The sequence below is a fragment of the Nitratireductor sp. B36 genome (genome assembly GCF_020833685.1).
Lineage (GTDB): Bacteria > Pseudomonadota > Alphaproteobacteria > Rhizobiales > Rhizobiaceae > Nitratireductor.
In genome coordinates this window covers 556,142-578,203 of record NZ_JACKZY010000001.1, presented here as the reverse complement: position 1 = coordinate 578,203, position 22,062 = coordinate 556,142, and the positions used below count along the sequence as shown (strand labels likewise).

Here is a 22,062-nt window from a genome sequence, read left to right as displayed (position 1 = left end):
GGCACCGCGGTTGGGGGAGCGATGGACCTTTTCACCACCTTTGAGGGGCGCATTTCGCGTCGACGTTTCTGGCTTGGGTTTGCCGGTATTGTGGCGATTGCGATGATCGCCAGCCTGGGTATCGTCAGTCTTTTTCCGCAGGGGGCAGTGCTGGCCCTTGTGCAGATCCTCTTGTCCGGCGCCATTGTCTACCTGTGGACGGCCGTGGTGGTAAAACGCCTGCATGATCGTGGGAAGTCTGCCTTGCCATGGGCTGTCGTCTTCATCGCCCCCGGTGTGGTTTCGCAGGTTTTGAATATTTTTAAGTTCGGCTACTCGGAAGTGGAACTGGCTGGCACCAGCATTCTGGTCCCGGGCGTTGGAGCCATGGCTTTGATGTGGTTCGCCATGGCGGTTGCAATCTGGATGATCATTGAGCTGGGGTTTCTGAAGGGAACCGCAGGCGACAATGCCTATGGCCCCGACCCGCTCCGCGCAATGCAAAAAGCTTCGGCGACCTGAACCCGGTACGCGCTTTGACGCATTAGAGGCACCATAGAATGGTACACACCGCCCTGATCCGGCTGAACATGACGCAGCTCTACCTGCTGCGAACCGGACCGGACGGCAAACGTGAAGCGTCGTGGCGAATCTGGGTTCTCGTCTTTCTGGCTCCTGTGTTGTTTTTGGGAGCTGCCGCTGCCATGGCATGGGAAACCCGCAGCTTTCTCCACCGTGCACAACGCACCGTGGGGGAGGTCGTTCATGTCTATGCCTGGGAAGGCTGGAATCCGTGGGATGGCGCCACCACGGACTACAGTCCGGTTTTTCGATACCGCTTCACAGACGGTGAGATGACCCAGGCAAGCACCGGTCAATCCTCCCCCAACTGGAATTTTCCAGTCGGTTCGCAGCACGAAATATTCTTTACGCCGGACCGCAAGCGGGATGTTCGTCAGAACAATTTCGAACAGCTCTGGGCCGTGCCTGCGGCTTTAGCGGCAATCGGGCAGGTGCTGTTGATACCGGCACTCATTGCGGCCCTTCTCGTTCTGCGGTGGCTGAGAGCGCCACGGATGGCAGATCATGGCTGAGGTGACCCACCCGAAGCGAGATGCACCGCCTGCCGGACCTTGGCGACGCCTTGCCGAAGCCGCCGTTCTGCTGGCTCCGTTTGCCGCGGCGCTGCTTTATGGATTCTGGAGTTTCTCAACGACTGACCGTCACTATGGTGCGCTCGAGAGGTTTGGTGTCGAGACAATGGCGACCATCCTTGACAAGCGCATGGTGCGCCATGGCACGGACCGCCCGAGATATCATTATGAGATGACAGTCGGCTTTACCGTGGGCGAAACCATGCGCCGGGGTTTTGTTCAGGTCTCCTCCAGCTTTTACGAGCGTCACGACCCGCCTCAACGCGTTCCGATCCGATATCTGCCAACAGACCCGCAGGTCCGCTCAATTGACCCGGCCATGCGTGGACAATCCATGCGCAGCGCGTTCACCATCGTTGCTCTGCTTCTGTTTATCGGCTTCGCGAACCTGGGCATGGCGCGCAGAACCATACGCAGCCGAACGTCTGAAAAGAGGACCGGTAGATGACAATTTATGGAATCCCCATTGCCGATGTCGCATGGACAACCTGGTGGATGCTGGGTTCGGCAATGATCGCTTTTATCGGATTTGTCGGATGGAAGATCGGCTCTTTCTTCACTGGTGCAAAGTCGATGATCGAGCAGGATGGACCTGTACCTCAATACAGCTGGCTGCGTGAAACCATACTACCGGGCTACCTCGCCAATCGGCCTTTCAAGCGCCATGTGGCAGCCCGTCAGTTGCAGGGCAGGGTGGGCAGGTTCTTCTTTTATCTCCTCCTCGCCGGACTGGCCGGTCAGGTCGGTTTCTGGATTTTCGCCATCGGGTTCATGCAGCAATAGGATCCTCGTCATGTACCGCATTCTCATCGGCCTACTCGTGATTTTCCCGTTCGCCACCCCGGTGCGGGCCGGCTGCACGGAAGATATCCAGGCCATGCTCTCTGCCGGCGAGAAATGGGAGAATTATCGGATAGAAACCCGTACCCTCATGGGTGGCGCGACGGTGCAGCACACGCAGCAATGGTTTCGCGATTACAGTCATTTTCATCAGGCCGTGCGGGAGACCGGTGTTCATTGGCTGGTGCTGGGGGCTGAGGAATACACCTCTCGCGACGGGAAGACCTGGCAGCCCTCCCGGATGCGCAACGAGAACTGGCTGGAGGAAACGCTGGCGCGCAATGCAACCCTGCGGGAAACCATTCGGGACGCCTCCTGCGACACGGAGACAGTCGACGGCGTCGCTCTTGTGCGATTTTCACATACGCAGGAGACAATGGAGCCTGTGAGATCCGTGTCGCAAGTGACCACCTTGCTTGATCCTGAAACCATGCGTCCGGTTCAGCGCCACATGAAAACCACCACACCCGCGCAGACGGTCCAGCAAGGTGATGCGCGTGCCGAGATCATGGAATCACGGATCGAGATGATCGTCGACTACTTCTGGGACGAGCCCATCGCTCTGCCAACCCCCTGACAGCCATAACGGGTGGCGAAAAACCGTTCACGATCGCACAAACGTCGCATGTGGCATCCCGCTTCCACGCGTAAAAAAAAGCGGACTCGCGACAGTTGATTTCGAAACTGATCCGGGAAGCGCGAGGTCTTTTCAAGGGGAATGCGACGTGCAGGAAAAGTCCAACCAAGATGAGTTGAAAGAGCGCAAACAGGTTTGCCGGACCGTCCAGGCTTCGTTCATGGCGCTGATGGCATCGACCGCATTGCCTGGAGCGGCTCTGGCACAGGCGGTCATCGACGGAGGTGCCACGGAAACCGTCATCGGAACGGGCGGCGGAACCCAGCCGGATAGCTGGAACATCGGGGATACGCTGACCGTTGGGGATCTCGGCCTCGGAACGCTGATCATTTCGGATGGCGGGGTTGTCAACAACACGCAAGGGGTGCTCGGCGCAACGCCGACGGGGATCGGGAACGTCATCATTACAGGCGCCACGTCGCAATGGGTTAACAGCGCGACACTTTACGTGGGCTCGCAAGGGACGGGCACACTCGACATAACGGATGCGACCGTAGACGCTGCTGCCATTCTGATCGCGCAGGGCAACAGCACGCAAGGGACGGTTCGCCTGACCGGTTCGACAGCCCAACTCAATGCCAACAGTGCGAACATGATTGTCGGTTTTTCCGGACTTGGTGCGCTTGAAGCCAGCAACGGAGCATCGGTCTTTGCCGGAGCGGATTTCCTGATCGGCCACTCGTCCGGTGGCGGCGGCAGCTTCGCCACATTCGACAATGCCAACTTGACGGTCACAGGCGACACGAGAGTGGGGCGCATCGAATCCGGTGCACTCAATATCCAAAACGGGACCACGTTCCTGTCCCACGGATATGTCACGATCGGTGAGGGTGGCGGAACGGGAACTTTGACCGTCACGGGAGCCGGTTCGAACTGGACCATGGGCGCAGACACCTATGTCGGCACGGGCGGTATCGGCCAGATTACTCTCTCAGACAATGCGGTGGTGTTTGGGAACCATGGCAATCTGTATCTGGGATCCCATGACAGTTCGGGGCAGGGCACCCTGATCGTTGACAATGCAAGCTGGTCGGATGCGGGCGAGATAACCCTGGGAGCGGATGTCGGCGCGAGCGGAACACTCACGCTGACATCGGGGGGCACACTCTCATCTTCCGACTATTTGTTCATCGGCGATCTGGGTGATGGCACGACGCTCGTCACCGGCCCCGGCTCGCAGCTCACGACAGATCTTGGTGTTTACCTGGGCAATTCCGATGGGGGAACTGGACTGCTGACCATCGCTGATGGCGGCGAGGTGAGCACCTCCGACGTCTATGTCGGTGCGCAGCAGGACACGGTCGGAACGGTGAATGTTTCTGGTGCGGATTCGGAACTGAATGCCGATGGCGAGTTGATTGTGGGCGATGAAGGCAGGGGCGAGCTTGCCATCACCGGCGGCACAGTCTCGGCCACCTCAACCATCACCCTTGGCTATGCGCCCACCGGCGAGGGGGAGGCTCTGGTCAGCGGTCCGAATGCCGACCTGGCAGGCGACCACCTTTTCATTGCAGAAGAGGGCACCGGCACGCTGACGATCGCGGAGGGCGGACGGGTGACCGTCGCCAATCGAACCTATCTGGGCTTCAACGCGACCTCTGAAGGAACGCTCAATATCGGTGCTGCCGCCGGTCAGACGGCAGTTGCGCCGGGCCACCTGGACGCGCCGGAGCTGTGGTTCGGAGACCACGAGGACGCAAAACTGTTCTTCAATCACACCGGGAGCGCTCACGAGTTCGCAGTCGATATGATCGGCGAAGGTCGGCTCTACCAGCTCGCCGGCCAAACTGTCCTGACGGGGGATTCCTCGGGATTTACCGGAGTTTCGCAAATCTCCGGGGGCGCGCTTCTGGTCAATGGGAGCCTTGGGGGCAATGTGGTTTCCCTCAATGGGGGCATTGTCGGAGGGACAGGAACATTGACGGGGACCGCCACAGTGGGATCGGGCGGACGGCTTGCTCCCGGCAACTCCATCGGAACGTTGAGTGCGGCCAGTGTCCTCTTCAATCCGGGTTCGGTCTATGAGGTCGAGCTTTCGGGCGGCGGCTTCACTGCCGGCACACACAACGACCTTTTGGACGCTGCCGGTCCGGTTACAATCAATGGTGGTGTGGTGCATGTTTCGCCGGAGAACGGCACCGATGACGGGTCGACCTATACGCCCGGAACCTACACCATCATCTCCGCCGGCAGCGTAAGCGGAACATTCGATACGGCTCGCCCAACCGATGACTACGTGTTCCTTGACTTCACGCTCGGCTATGATGCGACCAATGTCCATCTGCACTCTGAACAGGCAGTCTTCTTCTCCGATATTGCTGACACACCCAATCAGATGGCGATAGCAGGTCCGCTCGAGGCGCTGGGCAGTGGAAATGCCGTCTTCGACGCGTTGCTCGGAATTTCCGGCGACGAGGACGACGCCCGCGCGGCCTTCGACAGCCTCACGGGAGAAATCCACGCTTCCATGAAGACGGTGCTTCTGGAAGACAGTCGCTTCCCACGCGATGGCGCGATGGATCGGCTTCGGGATCAATTGGGTGAAACAGGTGCCAATTCGGCTGCCGGAGCAGACCATGCGATGTTTGGACGTCCGGGTCTGTGGACGCGTGGATTTGGCGCATGGGGACGATGGGATAGCGACGGCAATGCCGCCCCGCTCGACCGCAGCGTTGGCGGTTTGCTGGTGGGCGGCGATGCAGCGTTCCTGGATGTATATCGGTTTGGCGTCTTCGGTGGCTTTTCCCGCTCTCGCTATGGGGTTGATATGCGTTCCTCCTCCGGCACCGCCGACAGCTATACGCTTGGCATTTATGGCGGCGGTCATTGGGACGGGCTCAGTCTGCAGGGCGGGCTTGCCCACGGCTGGCATAGGCTGGAAACCAGCCGTGCAGTGGCGTTCTCCGGCTTCGCCGATCAGACCTCGGCCAGCTACAATGCCCGGACGCTGCAAGCGTGGGGTGAAGCAGCCTACCAGCTTGAGGCCGGAGGTGCGCGACTGGAACCCTTCGCCAACCTTGCTCATGTGCGGCTGTCCACCGAGGGGTTTGCCGAGAGTGGAGGCTCTGCGGCTCTGAGCGCGGCCGGGGATGGAGTTTCCGCCACTTTCACCACGCTTGGCCTACGCGCCGAAACGGACATCGGATGGGGCAGCACGAATGCGTCTCTCAGTGGAACAATTGGGTGGCGACACGCTTTTGGAGGGACGCCGACCTCTCAGCTATCGTTTGCCTCCGGCGGCGAGAGTGCAGCAATCGCGGGAGTGCCGCTGGCCAGTGACCAACTGGTTCTAAACGCCGGCCTTGAAATGACGCTCGGCAGCGCCGCCACTCTGGACATTTCCTATGGCGGGCTGTTTTGGTCCGGAGTGACTGACCACTCAGGCAACGTCACATTGAACGTCCGCTTCTAATCTGACGATATCGCGATGTGTTCGCGCCGCAGCGCCCTTGATCTTGAAGGGCGCTGGCGGTGATCGAAACCTTATCGAACGAGATAGCGGCGATGAGGAGTCCGAATGAAAAATGGCGCGCCGCACCGGGCGAAGATGATAACTACGTTTACGCTATAGCCCTATAAATGTGCCTTCGCTGACAGGGAGTAGCTTCTCTGAAATTAAAGATGTTTCTTGCGCACTGGCCTGACTATCGGCGCAGGTGGTTTCGGTGGCCTTTGCTGCGCCAACGACCTTCTGCGAGATCAGGTAAGCGTGACAACGGCGGCAGGTGGCCGCCGCTTTCTCTTTGCATTTGAGCTAGTCTAGACACCGACTCGCTTGCTTATCTCTTTGTAGTAAGCGTCCTCAAAGGCTCGGGAGTGATTAGCTCTTAAGGTTGTAATCTGAGCGACCGGTGCGGCAGGATTTTTCAGTGCGGATAGGAGGCATAGAAATTTTGCGTGTGTAATGCCGGTCCCACGGGATGGATTTGGGGCCTTTAACGCGTCAAACATTGCCTTAAATGTTGGAAGATCGGTCGCAAGTTTCATATGGAATTTGTATGTGTCGCGCACCCCAGAATTTAAGGTATCCGCGAGGAGCCGCTTAAGAGGCTTCTCTTCAGGCGAACCGTGAAACAAGGGAAGGAACGAAGCCGCCAGACGACCCAGCCGCTCATGGGGCGACCAAATGTTTCGGGCGTCTCGAAGAGTTGTGAGAATCTGGGCCGGCGTCCCATATTTCGACAGCAGCCAAAGCCTTGAATAGAGTCCAAAATAGCTTTGTGGGTCATTGCTCGCGATGACCGCTTCAAGCATTGCGTGACATCGCTTATTCTTGACAAATGTTTCAACAAGATAGTTTGACATCTCCACCATCGCGGCATCATCAACAAGAAGGCCTGACTGACTTGCCCTTGCTAGAATGCCCGCAATCGATGGAGTGAGGGGGCGACTTCTTATAAACGAATAAACATTCTCTCGAACTGATGGTCTTCTTTTGATGAGATCTTCGAGGACTTCAGGCTTCACCACAGCGCCAGTTTTAGCCGCAAGCCCCAGCCATCGCTTCAGAACCTTTTCGCCATTCCCTGCGTCGAATGATTTTTTGCGAAGTCCTTGCCTGATTCTGGCTTCAACATGAACTCGCTGCCGGTCCAACGGAAGTCCGTGTTTCACGCGGTGATCGACGCTTGCCCGAACCGAATCTAGCCGCGCGTTCTCGAAAATTCGGAAATGTCGAATAGCCTCGGACCGTGTAAGAATGACTGTCTTGCCGCTGTTCAAACGAACCTGCTTCGTCTGAAGGACGAGATCGACGGTCTTCAATGCCCGTTTGGCATCCACGATCGTGTCTACACCTATATCGATGTCATCCATGTAACGCACGAAGTCTCGTCCGGGATCGCTCGCAAGGTACGAATCTAGCTCGTAGAGGAAGCAGTGGGCTAACAGGCGAGGTGCATCAAGATTGATTTGGGGCAACCCAACCTCGATGCGAGGAGTGTAATCCGGCTGCCAAAGAAGATCACTGAGGACGTATATCAGCATATCAATCACACATTCATCGACGCCGCTGATCGAGGCAATGGCGTTGCGGAGATGAACGTATGATATACTGTCGTAGTAGTTGGCGATGTCTGTTACGACGACGAACTTGCGCGTCTTTGAAAACTCGAACAGCTCTTTCTGGAAATTCAACCAAGCTGCGAACGTCCCGTAACCACTCGGTGGTGACGAGAACTTATGATCCTTCGGTTCAAAGAATGCCTTGCTCGTAGGCGCTTTGCCTTTGATTTCAGAATATAGAGCATCAGATAGACACTGCAAAACGATGGCATCTCGTATGCTCGGAATGACGAGCTGCCTGCAAAGCCCTTTGCTTTTTTCGACAAGGATCCGTTGCGCCTTCTGCGGTACATAATCACCCGATAATATCAAATGCGAAAGTTTTTGGCTCTCTACTTTGCGTGACACATGGAAGTCGAAATTCTCTATCCCATCGCACATGAACTGATCGCGCATTGAGACTTTAACTTTCTCTTTCCAAATCCTTTCGATGTTCTGTGGAGAAAATATCGTTCGCAGCTTCTTTGCACGTATATCAAATCTAGGAGATCTCATGAGGTGGATCGCACGGCCATGGTCTTTATTGTTGAATGATGTCCACTACTCATCGCTACCCCCTCTGCCTGCGAAAAGGTCCCCCTGATCTGTGTCGATTTCGCTAAATGCACCCAAAACCGCTGACAGAGCATTATCGTCTAGAGGCTCAGACAAGGCATCGCCATTGAACTCTAGAACGCGCAGAACCCTAATATTCTTGGGTGAATTGGCCTTTCCCTGAAAAGCCCACTGCACCTTGATCGTGTCCATGATGTGGATGTTGAGCTGTTCGGCTTTCACCAGCCCCCAGAACTGTTCATCTTCAATCCGGAACAGCCGCTCGCGGCCTTTGGCGTCTTTCGCCTTCCAAGCACGCTGACGATCTTCCCTTTCCCAATTCGGGGACGTCACCTTGAGGTCAACGATAGCCGTCTGCCACGGCTCGTCGTCTTCGTCCTTCACCGGCGGGAGAACAACCTGTAGGCGCGCGAAGTCGCTTCGGTCGATTGGGAAAACAGGCTCGTCCTCGAACCCGACTGCGCGGATATCAGGTGTGGCGGCGCAAGCTTCGTAGAACTCGTTCCGTGCGGCGAATCCATCGCGGAAGCGCGTCGTGGTTATGCCAACCGATTCCAGTCCGGCGACATCTGTTTGAAGGAAGGATTTTGTTGTTTCGACCAGGAATTCAGCAGCGGCAAGGCATTTCGCTTCGTCATCTTCTGGCGCTTTGTCCGCTTCATCGAGGGCCTCATCATCCTCATCAGAAACGATCTGCTCCCTGATCGCCGAACCTGCCTGCTCGGCCCAGTGTGCCGGTTCCTGTAATGTCAGACCACGGATGAAGGCCTGACCGATATCGCTTTCCGTAAATGTCCAAACAGCGATCCAGCCGCCAAGCAAATAGACGCCGATCCTGCTTTTGAAGGAGCCTTCCTGTGGCGGAAGAACCAGAATCTCATATTTCAGCCTTCCATCGAAAAGCTCTCTGTTCAAAGAGGCAATGATGGTTTCCGCTTGTTCGGCGGTGCGCACAAACGTACCGAGAGGTATGGCATGCGCCGGTAAGTTGAAATGGATCGGCAAGACGGCTAGCACGCCATCTTTACCTAACCAGATCTCATCCTGCATGTCCCCTCCCTACACAGCAACACCCAAACTATTTATTTATAACTAATTTGCCAATACAAATGACCAAGCGTTAACATTTTCAGATAAATTACGTAATCAAAACGGAATCTCATCATCCAATTCTGTTGACGCAGAAGGTACATCCGGAACTTGAGAAGATTCTGACTTCTCTGATTCAGGAATTGGCTTTAGACCCCAGCTCTCAACCACCTCAGCCAATGGAAACGCATCGCCCTTAGCCCAATCAATATATGGAGCTGCTGTTGCACTCCATGGCTCTCGTTTCGGCAATCTGATCTGGACGCGCACCGGAACATGCAATGCGCTACCAAAAACGATAGCTTCACCAGCAGCGAGAACTGTTACCTGATCCAGCATACGCTGCGCTTGCTTTGGAATTATTCGTCGGAAATGATCGATATCATCGGGGTTCTGTAAACGGTGCGAAAAAAAGTTGGCGCACTGGCTTATAATGGTAGGGCTAATCTCGCTCGGCCTCTGACTAGCGACGATGAGCGATAGCCCGAATTTCCGTCCCTCTTTCGCAACTCGTTCAAATGCACGCCGCGAAAGTGCCTGACCTCGATCTTCGACCTTGCCAGCGGGGCGGGCATAGTTATGCGCCTCTTCCAGAACCAAAACCCACGGATACTGACTTCGCGTATCTGGGCGAAGCATTTCTCGTGCTTCGAGCAACAACCGCCCCAACAGCGCACATGCGAATGGCAAAACCTCGGATGCCAACATGGAAAAGTCGAGCACCGACACACGGGGACCAGTTCTCTTTCCGACCCCCAGCTTCTCCATCCAGCCCTGAAAGCTGCTAATGCTCTGCTTCTCGTAGCTGAAAAGCGACTGCCATCGCCTGTCGTCAAGACGGGTGCGCAGACGCAGCTTCAACGTCGTCAGATACTGGTCAATCTTTTTTCCGCTTTCCTGATCCGTTGTTCGATCGACAAGGCGGGGGTCACGGAACTCAGCAACCGCAACAAAGCGCGGAGAATCTGCTGACTTTGCGAAGTTGATACCTTCATTCTGCCGATCGGAAATCGCTGTAAGCAGGTTGGATCGGACTTCTACAAGCTTGTCTCGAACGGCCTTTTCATTGGTCAACGAGTCCCAATCACCGAAACCGCTCCACTTTGGAAGCGATTTTATTTCGCTCCAATCTATGTTCGTGACATATTCCGATGCTTGATCGAGTTGGATTTTAAAGCCGTTATTGTTCTTATTTCCCTGCCTATCCATCCACTCGAATGCAGCATCGATCTTCGAGACAGCAATTTGAAGCGGGTCATAAGCTCCGATGCCAGAGCCGGATATTTTCGCAATCGCCCACCAATCCTTCAGCACAGGCTCCTGCGTTGCTTCAGATGCTTGAAGCCATTCGCAAAGTTCTTCGCCGTTCATCAACCACGCGGGGAGACAGAACTCCTCTCCGTTGAGGTAAACTCGGTTAGGTTCGCGCTGATAGGTTGTCTTGGTGGGATCAAGAAATGCGTTTGCGTATTCGCCATTGATATCAAGGATGAAAATATGGGGATCGGCCTCCGCATCTGAACCAAATCCATCATGCTCTCCGATACCCCGGATTAGGCTGGCAACCGTGTAGGATTTTCCAGATCCGGTATTTCCTACAACCGCGAGCGGCCGGGAAAATAGGTCATTAAAGGATGCCCTGACCTTGGTATTCTCGTCACCTGTTTGGTGCCCGATCTCCAGAGCAAAATCAAAAGGCTTGTCAGCCCAACCATGCGGACGGTTCCGCTGAGGTGGATGAGCAAAAATACCCGACAAAATTTCTGGATTTGCAACCTCGGCAGGCGTGTCCAATGTCGGAAGAACGGTAATTCCGGTATCGAACTTCCATTTATTTTTTCCCAAATGGCGCACAGTGCCAAGGAGCTGCACAGAAGCAATTCGGCGCGGCTTGGTCAGCTCAAGGGACAGTTCTTCATCCCGTGTCGGATCATAGCTCTCACGCGCTTCGAGGTCGCTGAGCATACCGATCGCATGGGAACCCGCCCCAAGGTCAAAAGTCAGAAACGAATTGATTGCAACCGCACGCTGCACGCCATCGGGCGTCGCACGAGAGGACGATTTCGCATCCTGCGACAACTCAACCTTGAGTCGAAATCCATTTACCGAAACGACGTGGCCGATGACGCGCGGCTGTTCCATCAAACGGCCTCCGTTTTCCCGTCAGGCTGCCGTTCCTGAGTTTTACGAAGCTGCTCCTCAAAGCTACGAAGATGTTTGTAATCATCGAGCCACTTCACATCCGGCATGATGTTCTGCGCGAAATCAGAGAAGGTTGCGACATTATAGGAACAAGCAGCACCTTCACCGACGCGCTCGGTCAACACGAAAGCACGCTGTCCCAAACTCTGATAGCTGCGGATGCGCCCGACGATTGCACTACCGGGATTCGGCTCCACGACCAGCAACACCAGTGACGGGTTCATAAGTGCCGTTTCAATGATGCGGGTTACATGATCGTCACCAAACCCATACCCCAATACCAGCAAAAAGGTTTGCGGCTGATTCAGGCGAGCGTGGAAAAGTCGGAACAGATGCGCGTAGGGCATATCCAGCGTCTTCGTAAACTTTTGCGACGTTGGCAGAATTCCGAATGAATCTATTCCCTCAAATTCAGGGGACGCAAGCAGTGCAGCTTTCTGTTCAGCGCCTGCTTGTCGGTACTGCTTCGCAAATCCAAGTTCCCTATGGCGGGCGCGCACAAGGCCACGCTCATCTGGCTGCCAGTGGATAGAACCGTGTAGCTTATAAAATTGGAGAAACTTATCGAAACGACGGACACGCCCTTCCGCCACATCACCCGGATAGTAGATATCCAACCCATAGACGGAGGGGTCAAACCGCGAATTTGCTTTGCCGGTAAAGCCATCGAAATATTGAATGCCCAGCTCTTCCATCGCCTGCTCGAACAGGGTGTCGTAGTTGAGTGTGAAAAGGTGTGTGCGGCCAAGATTGGTGTCGCGGGCGATGAGTTTGGCCAGAAACGGGATATGCCCTGTGGTATTTTGGGCGCTTAGGTCAGAGAGCTCGCTGCGATCGATCTCAAGAGCGCATTCGGCATAAATTGCTCTCTCGATCAGCTTTCTCAGTAACTTTAGGTCTTCATCACCGAGAACGACATTGCAATCCAAACCGATGCTATCTTCTCCTTTCCATTTCACCGTACTGATGGGAGATTTCTCGGGCTTCGAAAGCTCCGAGGCGTTGAAGAGGTAGCTTAGCCAATCCTCAAAGCCCAGAGGTCCAGAATCTACTTTGGGGGGCCACTGCGCTTTTCGCTGGCGGATGATGGCCTGCACATCATCTGCGAGTTGGCAATTCTCGACAGCACCCAAAACCAAACATTCGAGATTGTTCGCCCTTGGCCCAGCCATCAATCTCCCGCCAGCACTGAACGATGTGCCTGCTGCGGTCAGAACGACAACATTTTCCATTCGGAGCCAGTCTGCGAGCAGCGCCTGCACCCGTCGCAGCCCGTCTTCGGGGGATTTATCTGCCAAAAGATCATCGCCTTCACCTGCGGAGACCGGCGACAAAAGCTTATATTTGCACAGCTCCGTCATGACTCGATCTCCAACGCCGGGAGGCTGCGGACGATTTTCATCGTCTCCAAGCTGACGGTGATGACGCGCTGGAAAAGTTCCAGCGGATAGGCCGGATTGCCAACGGTTTCGATGGCATAGCGGTTAGCGTCATTTTCGATGCCGCTGTCCTTGTCCGTCTTTACGCACTGACGTTCCATTACCCATTCAAGGGCAGACTTACCGTTGACGACATAATCGTACGCCTCAAGCGGGATGTCCTGCATGGTGATGTTGGCATTGTAGATGACGGTACTCTTATCGATAGAGCTTCGCTTTCCACCAAATTTCATGCCGGTTACACGGAAGAACGCTTCTGGGTTCCCGATGTTAGCAAATCGTAGATCGCCCTGTTTAAATGTTACAGGGTATGGCTCCACCCCATCAAAATTCAGATGCAGGACGCCAAGGGCGCGCCCTGCCTCCCTGAAAGCGTAAAAGTCACCGGCCATAGGCAGGCGCGGATGGACCTTTTGAAGATCGGATTGGAAATTCTGCCGATATTCCGGCGAATGAAGTATGCCATACGTGTACCAGAATATATCCTCTTTGCGGATCGACTGATCGCGAAAGTAGCTCTGGAACAGGTCGAGCGACCAGTCGGAAATTCCATCACGACGCCCATAGGCTTCGTCCGCGTTACCTTCGAAGAGATCGCCGTTCGCCTTGTTTCGCTCTTCATAATAGTAAAGCGGATAACACATGCCCGTGTCAGTCAGGTGCATGCTTGGCACTTGGTCGGTGACGAGGCAGGAAAAACCCTTACGGTCAGTTACGCCGGTACAAGAAATGACAACATTCTGATGGGCGGCGGTCGGGAACATCCGTTTGGTCAGATTGACCATCTCATTGAGGCGGCGATCAAAATACATAAACTGCCGTCCGAACGGCCTGTGTGCAGCGGCGATGACGCTTCCGGCATTGAACTCGATAAGCTTACCTCGTTCAGCATCCTTCTTAAGCGCGCGCGACCAACTGATGCGCTTTGGATCGTTTGACACCACATCCGCGAGCGCGGGCCAGCTCTCTTTGGCAAGACCGTCGCATGCTTCTCGGTACTTTTCGCTCTCTTCGTTGAACGCTACGACGAGACGGCCAACCGACGCTTCAAGGGCAGGAATAGAACTGTTGTACACCCATGGATCGCGGTTGGTGACGACCCCATAGGAGTTTGACACGAAAACAGACTGACCGCTTTGACCATCGCGTTCGGCCAACGGCAGGAAGCTCTGGAAGGCCGGGTCTCGCTGATTGATCCAATCCGCATTTTCGTTGGGAACAATCCGCTTCCAGTTGATACTGGCGATCGAGCCTAAGCCATCGATGACTTTTAGCTTTTCCTCCCGGCTTAGATAGTCGCCTATATCATAGTATTTAAGTTCGCCAGCCGGTGGCATCTCAGGGCTTTTAATCATCAGCGTGATAGCAACAGGCGTGCGTGAACCTGATCCAAAGACTTTTCCACCCTCACGACGGGACGCTTCTCCGGAAGTTCTCTGGTCGCCGCGCAGGTCAAAGACATAGATATTGCCGAACTCGTCGGTCAAAGATTTACGCAGACCGTCCATGTTCTTGGCGTCGATAAAAGAGCCGTTGGTGACAAATGCAACGACACCCTTGTCCTTGATCCTATCCGAAGCCCATCGAATGGCGCGAACATAGGAATCGTAATTGCTCTTCGCGAGCTTCGAACTGGAAGCCTTGGCGTAGGTGTCCCGAATTCGCGCATCCAAACCGGGATAGACGGTATTCTTATTATTCTCGTTTTCGCTACCTTGCTGTCCGGAATACGGCGGGTTCCCCACGATCACGCGAATATCCGTGGCCTTCTGTCGCTTCCGCCGTTCCGAGTTATCCGGCATGTAACGCGATATCAGGTCATCGCTCTCGTACATCTGGAAAGTGTCGGTCAGGCAGATGCCCTCGAACGGCACATAGTCGCCACCCATGATGCCGTGATAGACCGCTTCGATGTTGATGGCGGCGATGTAGTAGGCCAGCAAAATAATCTCGTTGGCGTGGATTTCATGCCGGAACTTATGTTCCATTTCCTCCGGCGCGATCAGGCCGGATTGCAGCAAGCGCGTGATAAACGTGCCGGTCCCCGTGAACGGGTCGATGATGTGGACGCCTTCCGAGCCAAGTGTCTGCCCGAATTCCTGCTGCAAAACCTCATTCACTGAATGGATGATGAAGTCCACGATTTCGACCGGCGTATAGACGATGCCCAATTTCTCGGTCGTGCGCGGGAAGGCTTTGCGGAAGAACTTGTCGTAAAGCTCGACAATCAGCCGCTGCTTGGCCTGCGGATCGGTGATGCCCGACGCGCGCAATCGCACACTGGCATAGAATTTTTCGAGGTCTTTGGATTCCTTGTCGAGATTGGCTTCGTCCAGCACGTCCAGAACACGTTGCATGGCGCGGGAGACTGGGTTTTCGCTGGTGAACTGATGGCCTTCAAACAGCACCTCGAACACCGGACGGGTGATGATGTGCTGCGCCAGCATTTCGACGGCATCATCTTCGGTGATGCTGTCATTGAGGTCGTCTTTCAGCTCGCCGTGGAATTCATCGAAGGCACGGCGGGCTTCGGTGTCCGGATCGGCAAGGATGCCTTTCAGACGACTGATATGGTTCTTGGCGATTTCGGCGATGTTGGTCGCCCAATCTTCCCAATAATCACGGGTGCCGCACTTCTTGACGATCTTCGCCATGATGGCGCGGGAGAATTCGTCAACGGAGAAGGCAAGCTCGCCCTGCACCTCGCCGGTGACGATCGGATCGCGCCCCGGTGTGCCGATGCCCGACCGTTCGGGTTTCGAGCGCGTCGGCAGGTCTTCCACAACGGCAGTGACTGCCTGCAATTCGGCATTCTGGGTGACGCCGATGATCTCGATCGCGTTGCTAACATCCTGCCCAAGCGATGCCTTGTTGATGGTCGCATCAAACCGATCATCATGGGCGCGCAAGGCGTTGAGGATTTGCCAGACAACGCGATACTTCTCGTTGTCGTTCAACGCCTGTTCCGCCGGAACGCCTGCGGGGACGCCAACGGGTAGGATGACATATCCCATCTTCTTACCCTCGGCGCGGCGCATCACGCGCCCGACCGATTGGACAACATCAATCTGACTCTTGCGCGGATGAAGGAACATGATGGCGTCGAGCGCCGGAACGTCCACGCCTTCGGACAGGCAGCGCGCATTGGTCAGGATACGGCAGATATCGTCGCCTGCATCGGCTTTCAGCCAGTCGAGTAATGCGCCACGGGACTTGGCGTTGAACGTGCCATCAACGTGTTCGATCTCGCACCGCAGGGACAATCTGCTTTCGGCGCCGTCTTCGTCGGTGTAGTCGAGATATTCATCGACAACCGTGCCGAACTCGTCACGGATCAGCTTGGAGCTGCGGATGTCTTTGCAGAACGCCAATGCCCGGCGCATGGGATGTGGATCGGTGGCAACATCGGCTTTCATGTCGGCTTTGGTCAGGGCTTTGTAACAGCCGATGATCTTGGTCGCGTCATCAAGGACAAGCTCGGAACTGCCGTCACCAAGGCGCTTCTGGATCGCCGAGCTGACAAGCCCTTCATCCATTGCCAGCACGACAACCTTGTAGTCGGTCAAAAGGTTGTTCTGCACCGCCCATGAGAAGCCACGGTAAAACAGTGTTTTGCCGAACAGCTTCTCGTCATCCATGGAAGTCAGAACAGCATCGGCTTCATCGGCACGGCTCTTCACGTTGTCGCCGAAGATGCGCGGCGTGGCCGTCATATAGAGGCGCTTCCTGCCGCGAATGATGTCGTTGGAATGGACTTTGACGAAATTGGATTCGTCCTCGCCCGCCAGAGTTGCGCCCGTGGTACGGTGCGCCTCGTCGCAAACGATGAGGTCGAATTCCGGCAGGCCGTGCTTCTGCTGCGCGTCTGCGACAACCTGAATGGATTGGTAGGTTGCAAACACCACGGTCATCTTGTCCGGCACGGCCTCGCCCGCGCTTTCGGAAAGCTTGGCGGCATTGGTCGTGGCAGGGAATGCGAGGTCCAGCACGTCGATTTCGGCAATGTCATCATTGCTCTGACGGCGCTTGCCCACCTGCGTATCGGAACATACCGCGAAGGATCGCAACGGGGTTTCGGTGTCCGCTGTCCACTCGCGTACCGTCTGCGACATCAGGGCAAGGGACGGCACAAGGAACAGGACAAGCTTTCCTTCGCCGGCCAGGTCTTCGGCGATCTTGAGGCTGGTAAAGGTCTTGCCTGTTCCGCAGGCCATGATGAGCTTGCCGCGATCGGCTTCGGCCAGTCCGGCGCGCACCTCACGCAAGGCGTCCTGCTGGTGTTCGCGCAGCTTCTTTTTGTCTGCCAGCACCACTTCGCCCTTGGCCGCGAAGGTTTCCCAGCGGATCGGGCTTTCCTGCATTTCCGAAAGGCTGATCCGAAGGACGGGGATGGCCTGCCCACGGATCATGGTTTCGGCGTTCTCGCTCCAAGCCTTTTCGGTGCTGTCAATAATGACGCGCCGTTTGAACGGGGCCTTGCCCGATGCCGATATGAAGCTGTCGATGTCCTCTTTCCTGATGCGGTAGGCAGCATCATAGAATTTGCACTGGATCGCGGCGAAGCCGTCTTCGTCGCGAAGCTTGGCTACAAGGTCGATTCCGGTGTCGCGGGCATCCCAGCCGTTGGCGTCGGCCCAATCCTTGAAGGTCTGAACCTGCTCATACTGTTCAAGCTGGATCGGATCATGGGTGAGGTAGGCGATGGCGAAACGCTCGAAATATGTTCCCTTTTCCCGCTCGGTACGCGCTGCATCACGGTAGGTCTGCAAAAGCGATTGCAGCGTCTGTTCGGCCATGTCTTCCCCCAAGCCCCTGTTCGGGCATTCACCTGTAGCGCCGGAACCGGCATTCGTGCCTGTTCCATTAGCGCATCGTCACGTTCGGTTTCGTTGCGGGTTGCGCGTCCGACGGCGCGCTGTTCCTACGGACAAAATCGCGCATGAACTCCCGTATGACCTGCGCGGCAGGCCGATCCAGAACCTGACAGGTTGCAAGGAATTCATCCCGCAGCTCGCGCTCGATCCTGATTCGCATACCGGCGTCTTTTTTCATAATTCGTAGTGTATCCGGCGGATACACAAAAACCAGCCCTGAGGGTATGCTTGCCGCCAGCAAACACGGTGAATTCGTCTAGCGGCCGTCCAGCTCTCTACCACGCAATCTGTGAGCGCGTTCGCCTGCGGGCCCGCGCGGCTTTCGCCGCGTCCCATCTGATAGCTATTTCTAAGGGCGCTGCCCTCGCGCGGCGCAAGAAAACTCTCCGGCCTTTCGCGGCATAAACGGCCCGCTCCCCGCAAGCGGGTCCCCTCTATTTATTCCACGGTGCCAAAGGGTTGTCTGGCATCTTACTACCCCGGTCTCGCCGACGGGCAAGAGTTCAGGAGCGGCGCTTCGCTGCTCTGAACCCCAAACCCGAAGGAACAGAGACATGACCAGCGCAGCCGACAGCAATCCTCGCATCTATGTTGCGTGCCTTGCCGCCTATAATAACGGCTATTTGCATGGAGCGTGGATCGACGCGGATCAGGACGTGGACGAAATCAGGGACGAGATCGCGGCCATGCTCGCACGGTCTCCCATCGAGCACGCGGAGGAATATGCCATCCATGATTATGAGGGCTTCGAGGGCGTCGCGATCAGCGAATATGCGGGCATCGACACCGTAGCACGCATGGGCGCTTTCATCGCAGAACATGGCGCACTTGGCGCGGGCCTGCTGGAGCAGTTCAGCGGCGACATGGGCCAAGCCGAATCCACCTTGGAGGACTGCTATCACGGCCAGTTCGCCAGCCTTGCCGACTATATGGAGGAGTTGACCACTCAAAGCGTCACGATCCTCGAGGCGCTGCGCTACTATGTCGATTGGGACGCGATGGCGCGCGACGCAGAAATGAGCGGCGACCTGTTCACCATCGAAACCGCACACGGGGAGGTGCATGTGTTTTCCAACAGGTGAAAACATGACTGCCTGTCCGTGCTCATACGGGCAGGCATCTCGAAAGCACCGGCTGCCGCCAAGCTAAAAACACCAAATAATGATCGGGTTAGCCGCTCAAGGTATCTGCTTTGAGCGGGTTCTATATTTCCAGTGATCCTTGAACCTCTTTTTGCCGGGCGCTGCCTAGCATCCCGGCTTGGGGAGGTGACGCCATGCTCAGCATCGATTGGCGATCTCCGGCGGCATACGGGCACACAAAGCACATCCCTGCCGCTGGTTTCGCTTGGGAATATTTGCGCCGCAACGACGAATATCGTCGGGACTGCCAGACCATCGCATCGACCGGAGGGGCGGCTGCCCGCGACCTTGAAGCGTTCGCGCATCGCTGGGGTTTGCGATTTCCCGTGCGATCCCGACGCGCCGCATGACGGGCCGCCACCAATCTGGAGTCCTAGCCTTCATCCGCAAGCGGTGATGCTTTCGCCGGTCGAGCATAGGGACGGCGACACCGAACCAATATTGACGCTGGCGCATCTCGACGGCCTCGACCTGCGCCGCGCGGCCGATGGCTGGCACGGCATCTGGCAGGTGGATGGCGTCGCGCATCAATTCTGGCTGCCCGAGGCAACGCCCGACGCCGCCGCGTTTTATGCCGTCACGCTGCAGATGGATTCATTTCTGGAGCTACGAACGCATGCGGCACGCCGCTTGTGGCGATCCCTCAACGGTCGCGCGCCCGGTCCCAACTTCCGGGCCGTTCCCGCGCAGCTCCGGCAATGGCATATCCTGTCCCTGCGCGCGCTCGACGCCCGGCTGCGCGGCGAGAGCTATCGCACCATCGCCGAAGTCCTGCTCGGCTTTCGGGGCACCAAGGAAGACTTTGAGAACGATCCGCGCAAGAACAAGGCCCGCCGCCTGGTCGCGCACGGTATCAAGATGATGCGCGGCGGCTATCGCTTGCTGCTTCACTACCCGATCAAGCCCGGCAAGCGTTAACCGGGAGACATGGCCCTCACGCCTTGTTGGCTGCCGCCTGCTCCAGAATCTTGCGATAGCCCTCACGCGATAGCCATTGCGCGCGTTCGAGATGACTTTGCCAGCAACGATAGGTCCGAAGTTCCTCGGCAGCCGGATCGCGGTGCAGCACGATCCGCGCGACTTCCTTCCAGTCCGCGCCCTCGGCCTTCGCATCCAGCAGTCGCAGATAAGTCACGAAATGCCGTTCGTCATAAACGGTTATTGTGTCGCCGGTCGGCGCTTCATCATCTACATCGGGATCGAGTTCGACGGGAACCCGCATAGTCATTCCCCCGCATCCGACAGGCTTTGTCTGCGGTGCGCCCCCGCAAACGATTCTCTCTGACTCTTGGTGATCGGGGAGTTCGAAACCGCTGTTACACGGCCCCATGGCCTTTAGCTCGGAAAGCCTGTTGTATACGCCACAGGCTCCCCGACCATAAGGTCAAGGAGTTTGGTGCCGTCACGGCCGGCACCAACCGGTAACAGAGGGGTTTCGACGCCCCAGAGCAGCGCGTCTGCTCCACCCACATTCTTAGCCGAACCGCGTGCGAATGTCTTCGCCTATTCAGCGCGGCAGGCGATGAGCCGCTGAAATCCGTCATCTATTGGCCGCGCACCGCCCGCAGGGGGTGCCGCCAGCGCATAGGCGCAAATGCGGCACGCTACGCGCCGCCGATCCCTCTCCATGGTTCGCCACAGTCCGCTGTCGCCCCCGACAGCCGGAATCCTGACGAACCGGAGGTGATCCATGTCCAACCCGCTCGCGGGCCTGCCCCCGCGCCTGTTGCGCACTAAGGAAGCCGCGCGCTTCCTCGGCATATCCATCCGCACCCTTGAGAAACATCGCACCTACGGCACCGGCCCAACCTATCGCAAGGTCGGCGGGCGCGTCCTCTACACCGTCCGCGATCTGGAGAACTGGAGCGCGGCGGGCGAGCGCAAATCCACCCGCGACAAGACCGCCGGCACCGTCTTTCCCGCGCGTCCGCTCACGCCCGAAGAACGGGGCGATTGCTGAATGTTGCGCGACGACGACCATAGACCCGCGCAGCCTGCCGACGCCAGCGAGCGCAGCCGCCTCGCCCCCTTCGTGGTTGCAACCGGCGATGCCGCGCCGCGCGACCAGCGCGATTTGATGGAACGGCCGTTCTTCTCGCTGGCGAAGACGCTGCGCACCAAGCCGATTCTCTACAAGGCCGCCGATGTAGAGGTGCAGGTGCTCGCCATGCCCGAACACGGCATGGCGACGATATGGGATGCCGATGTGCTGATATGGGCCGCGTCGCAGATCGTCGCGGCCGAGAACAACGGCCTCACCACGTCGCGCTTCTTCCGCTTCACGCCCTACCATCTGTTGCGCGCCATCGGGCGGCCTACCGGCAACCGGCAATATCTGCTCCTGAAAGCCGCGCTCGCGCGCCTGCAATCGACCGTCATTGCCACCACCATCCGCAACGGCCCGCATTGGCGTCGCCGGCAATTCTCATGGATCAATGAGTGGGAGGAAATGACGACGCGCGCCGGCCGCGTCGAGGGCATGGAGTTCGTCCTGCCCGAATGGTTCTACAACAGCGTTATCGACCGTTCGCTGGTCCTGACCATCGACCCGGCCTATTTCCGACTGACTGGCGGCATCGAGCGATGGCTTTACCGCGTCGCCAGAAAGCACGCCGGGCACCAGCACCACGGCTGGATTTTCGAGGTCGCGCACCTTCATCAGAAATCCGGCAGCCTCGCCCGGCCGTCCGACTTCGCGCTCGACCTGCGCCGGATCGCGGCCCGCCAACAACTCCCCGGCTACCGTCTCCAGATCGAGCGGGAGGAAGGCCGCGAGCTGCTGCGCATCCGCCCCGAAATCCTGTCCACAGGCACTGTTGATAACCCTGTTAATACCATCGGCACATCGGGCGCACGGGGTATCGGCACATCAGGCGCATCACTATCGGCACATCAGGCGCACGAACCGCAGCTAACGCTTTGGCCTGAAACGCGGAATCCGACCGCTAACTTATCTAACAGAGAATCTAACTCTTTTTCTTTGACGCGCGCGCAGGCGAGGCGTGGTGCCGGTTCTGCCCGGAAGGGTGAGCCATGACGGCCGCGCCCAACGCGCTGCGCCCGTGCAGCTCCCAGCATATCCCCGGA

17 protein-coding genes are annotated in these 22,062 nt (G+C 56.9%); 11 read left to right on the top strand and 6 right to left on the bottom strand.

Annotated features, from left to right (window positions below; genetic code table 11):
- Positions 1 to 21 precede the first annotated feature (21 nt).
- The 6 genes from H7H48_RS02935 (at position 22) to H7H48_RS02910 (ending at position 6,022) form a co-directional block, all read left to right on the top strand.
- Entirely contained in the window at positions 22 to 501 is a 480-nt protein-coding gene (locus H7H48_RS02935; protein WP_229447306.1) for a DUF805 domain-containing protein, read from the top strand.
- 38 nt (positions 502 to 539) lie between these two features.
- Positions 540 to 1,073, top strand: coding sequence for a DUF3592 domain-containing protein (locus tag H7H48_RS02930; RefSeq protein ID WP_229447305.1), 534 nt, complete (start codon positions 540 to 542; stop codon positions 1,071 to 1,073).
- On the top strand, positions 1,066 to 1,581 hold the full coding sequence (locus H7H48_RS02925; RefSeq protein ID WP_229447304.1) for a DUF3592 domain-containing protein: 516 nt from the start codon (positions 1,066 to 1,068) through the stop codon (positions 1,579 to 1,581). Before H7H48_RS02930 ends, H7H48_RS02925 begins: the two co-directional genes overlap by 8 nt.
- Positions 1,578 to 1,916, top strand: a complete 339-nt coding sequence (locus tag H7H48_RS02920) for a hypothetical protein (RefSeq protein WP_229447303.1) — start codon at positions 1,578 to 1,580, stop codon at positions 1,914 to 1,916. Before H7H48_RS02925 ends, H7H48_RS02920 begins: the two co-directional genes overlap by 4 nt.
- A 10-nt stretch (positions 1,917 to 1,926) precedes the next feature.
- The gene (locus H7H48_RS02915) at positions 1,927 to 2,550 is read left to right on the top strand and encodes a hypothetical protein (RefSeq protein WP_229447302.1); all 624 of its coding nucleotides are present in this window, start codon (positions 1,927 to 1,929) and stop codon (positions 2,548 to 2,550) included.
- A gap of 220 nt (positions 2,551 to 2,770) precedes the next feature.
- Positions 2,771 to 6,022, top strand: coding sequence for an autotransporter domain-containing protein (locus tag H7H48_RS02910; RefSeq protein WP_229447301.1), 3,252 nt, complete (start codon positions 2,771 to 2,773; stop codon positions 6,020 to 6,022).
- Positions 6,023 to 6,369: 347 nt separating this feature from the next.
- Here H7H48_RS02910 and H7H48_RS02905 read toward each other — a convergent pair whose 3' ends face one another.
- The 5 genes from H7H48_RS02905 to H7H48_RS02885 form a co-directional block, all read right to left on the bottom strand.
- Positions 6,370 to 8,070, bottom strand: a complete 1,701-nt coding sequence (locus H7H48_RS02905) for an RNA-directed DNA polymerase (RefSeq protein ID WP_229447300.1) — start codon at positions 8,068 to 8,070, stop codon at positions 6,370 to 6,372.
- Between the two features lie 144 nt (positions 8,071 to 8,214).
- On the bottom strand, positions 8,215 to 9,279 hold the full coding sequence (locus tag H7H48_RS02900) for a hypothetical protein (RefSeq protein ID WP_229447299.1): 1,065 nt from the start codon (positions 9,277 to 9,279) through the stop codon (positions 8,215 to 8,217).
- 96 nt (positions 9,280 to 9,375) lie between these two features.
- Entirely contained in the window at positions 9,376 to 11,460 is a 2,085-nt protein-coding gene (locus H7H48_RS02895) for an ATP-binding protein (protein ID WP_229447298.1), read from the bottom strand.
- Positions 11,460 to 12,881 (bottom strand): SIR2 family protein, encoded by a 1,422-nt coding sequence (locus H7H48_RS02890; protein ID WP_229447297.1) that lies wholly within the window; start codon positions 12,879 to 12,881, stop codon positions 11,460 to 11,462. The genes H7H48_RS02895 and H7H48_RS02890 overlap by 1 nt, the downstream gene beginning before the upstream one ends.
- Positions 12,878 to 17,755, bottom strand: a complete 4,878-nt coding sequence (locus H7H48_RS02885; protein ID WP_229447296.1) for a type ISP restriction/modification enzyme — start codon at positions 17,753 to 17,755, stop codon at positions 12,878 to 12,880. The genes H7H48_RS02890 and H7H48_RS02885 overlap by 4 nt, the downstream gene beginning before the upstream one ends.
- Before the next feature lie 632 nt (positions 17,756 to 18,387).
- On the opposite strand from H7H48_RS02885, the gene H7H48_RS02880 reads away from it, so the two are divergent.
- The 3 genes from H7H48_RS02880 (at position 18,388) to H7H48_RS02870 (ending at position 19,893) form a co-directional block, all read left to right on the top strand.
- Positions 18,388 to 18,915: an antirestriction protein ArdA gene (locus H7H48_RS02880; protein ID WP_229447295.1), complete on the top strand. Its 528-nt coding sequence runs from the start codon at positions 18,388 to 18,390 to the stop codon at positions 18,913 to 18,915.
- A 194-nt stretch (positions 18,916 to 19,109) separates the two neighbouring features.
- Entirely contained in the window at positions 19,110 to 19,325 is a 216-nt protein-coding gene (locus H7H48_RS02875; RefSeq protein WP_229447294.1) for a transcriptional regulator domain-containing protein, read from the top strand.
- Between the two features lie 46 nt (positions 19,326 to 19,371).
- The gene (locus H7H48_RS02870; protein ID WP_229447293.1) at positions 19,372 to 19,893 is read left to right on the top strand and encodes a DUF2285 domain-containing protein; all 522 of its coding nucleotides are present in this window, start codon (positions 19,372 to 19,374) and stop codon (positions 19,891 to 19,893) included.
- A gap of 16 nt (positions 19,894 to 19,909) precedes the next feature.
- Here H7H48_RS02870 and H7H48_RS02865 read toward each other — a convergent pair whose 3' ends face one another.
- Entirely contained in the window at positions 19,910 to 20,197 is a 288-nt protein-coding gene (locus H7H48_RS02865; RefSeq protein ID WP_229448072.1) for a DNA -binding domain-containing protein, read from the bottom strand.
- 468 nt (positions 20,198 to 20,665) lie between these two features.
- On the opposite strand from H7H48_RS02865, the gene H7H48_RS02860 reads away from it, so the two are divergent.
- A complete protein-coding gene (locus H7H48_RS02860; protein WP_229447292.1) occupies positions 20,666 to 20,935 on the top strand; it encodes an AlpA family transcriptional regulator in 270 nt (89 codons plus the stop codon).
- Positions 20,936 to 22,012 carry a replication initiator protein A gene (locus H7H48_RS02855; RefSeq protein WP_229447291.1) on the top strand — a complete coding sequence of 359 codons (1,077 nt, stop codon included), beginning with the start codon at positions 20,936 to 20,938 and terminating at the stop codon, positions 22,010 to 22,012.
- The last annotated feature ends 50 nt before the right edge of the window (positions 22,013 to 22,062 follow it).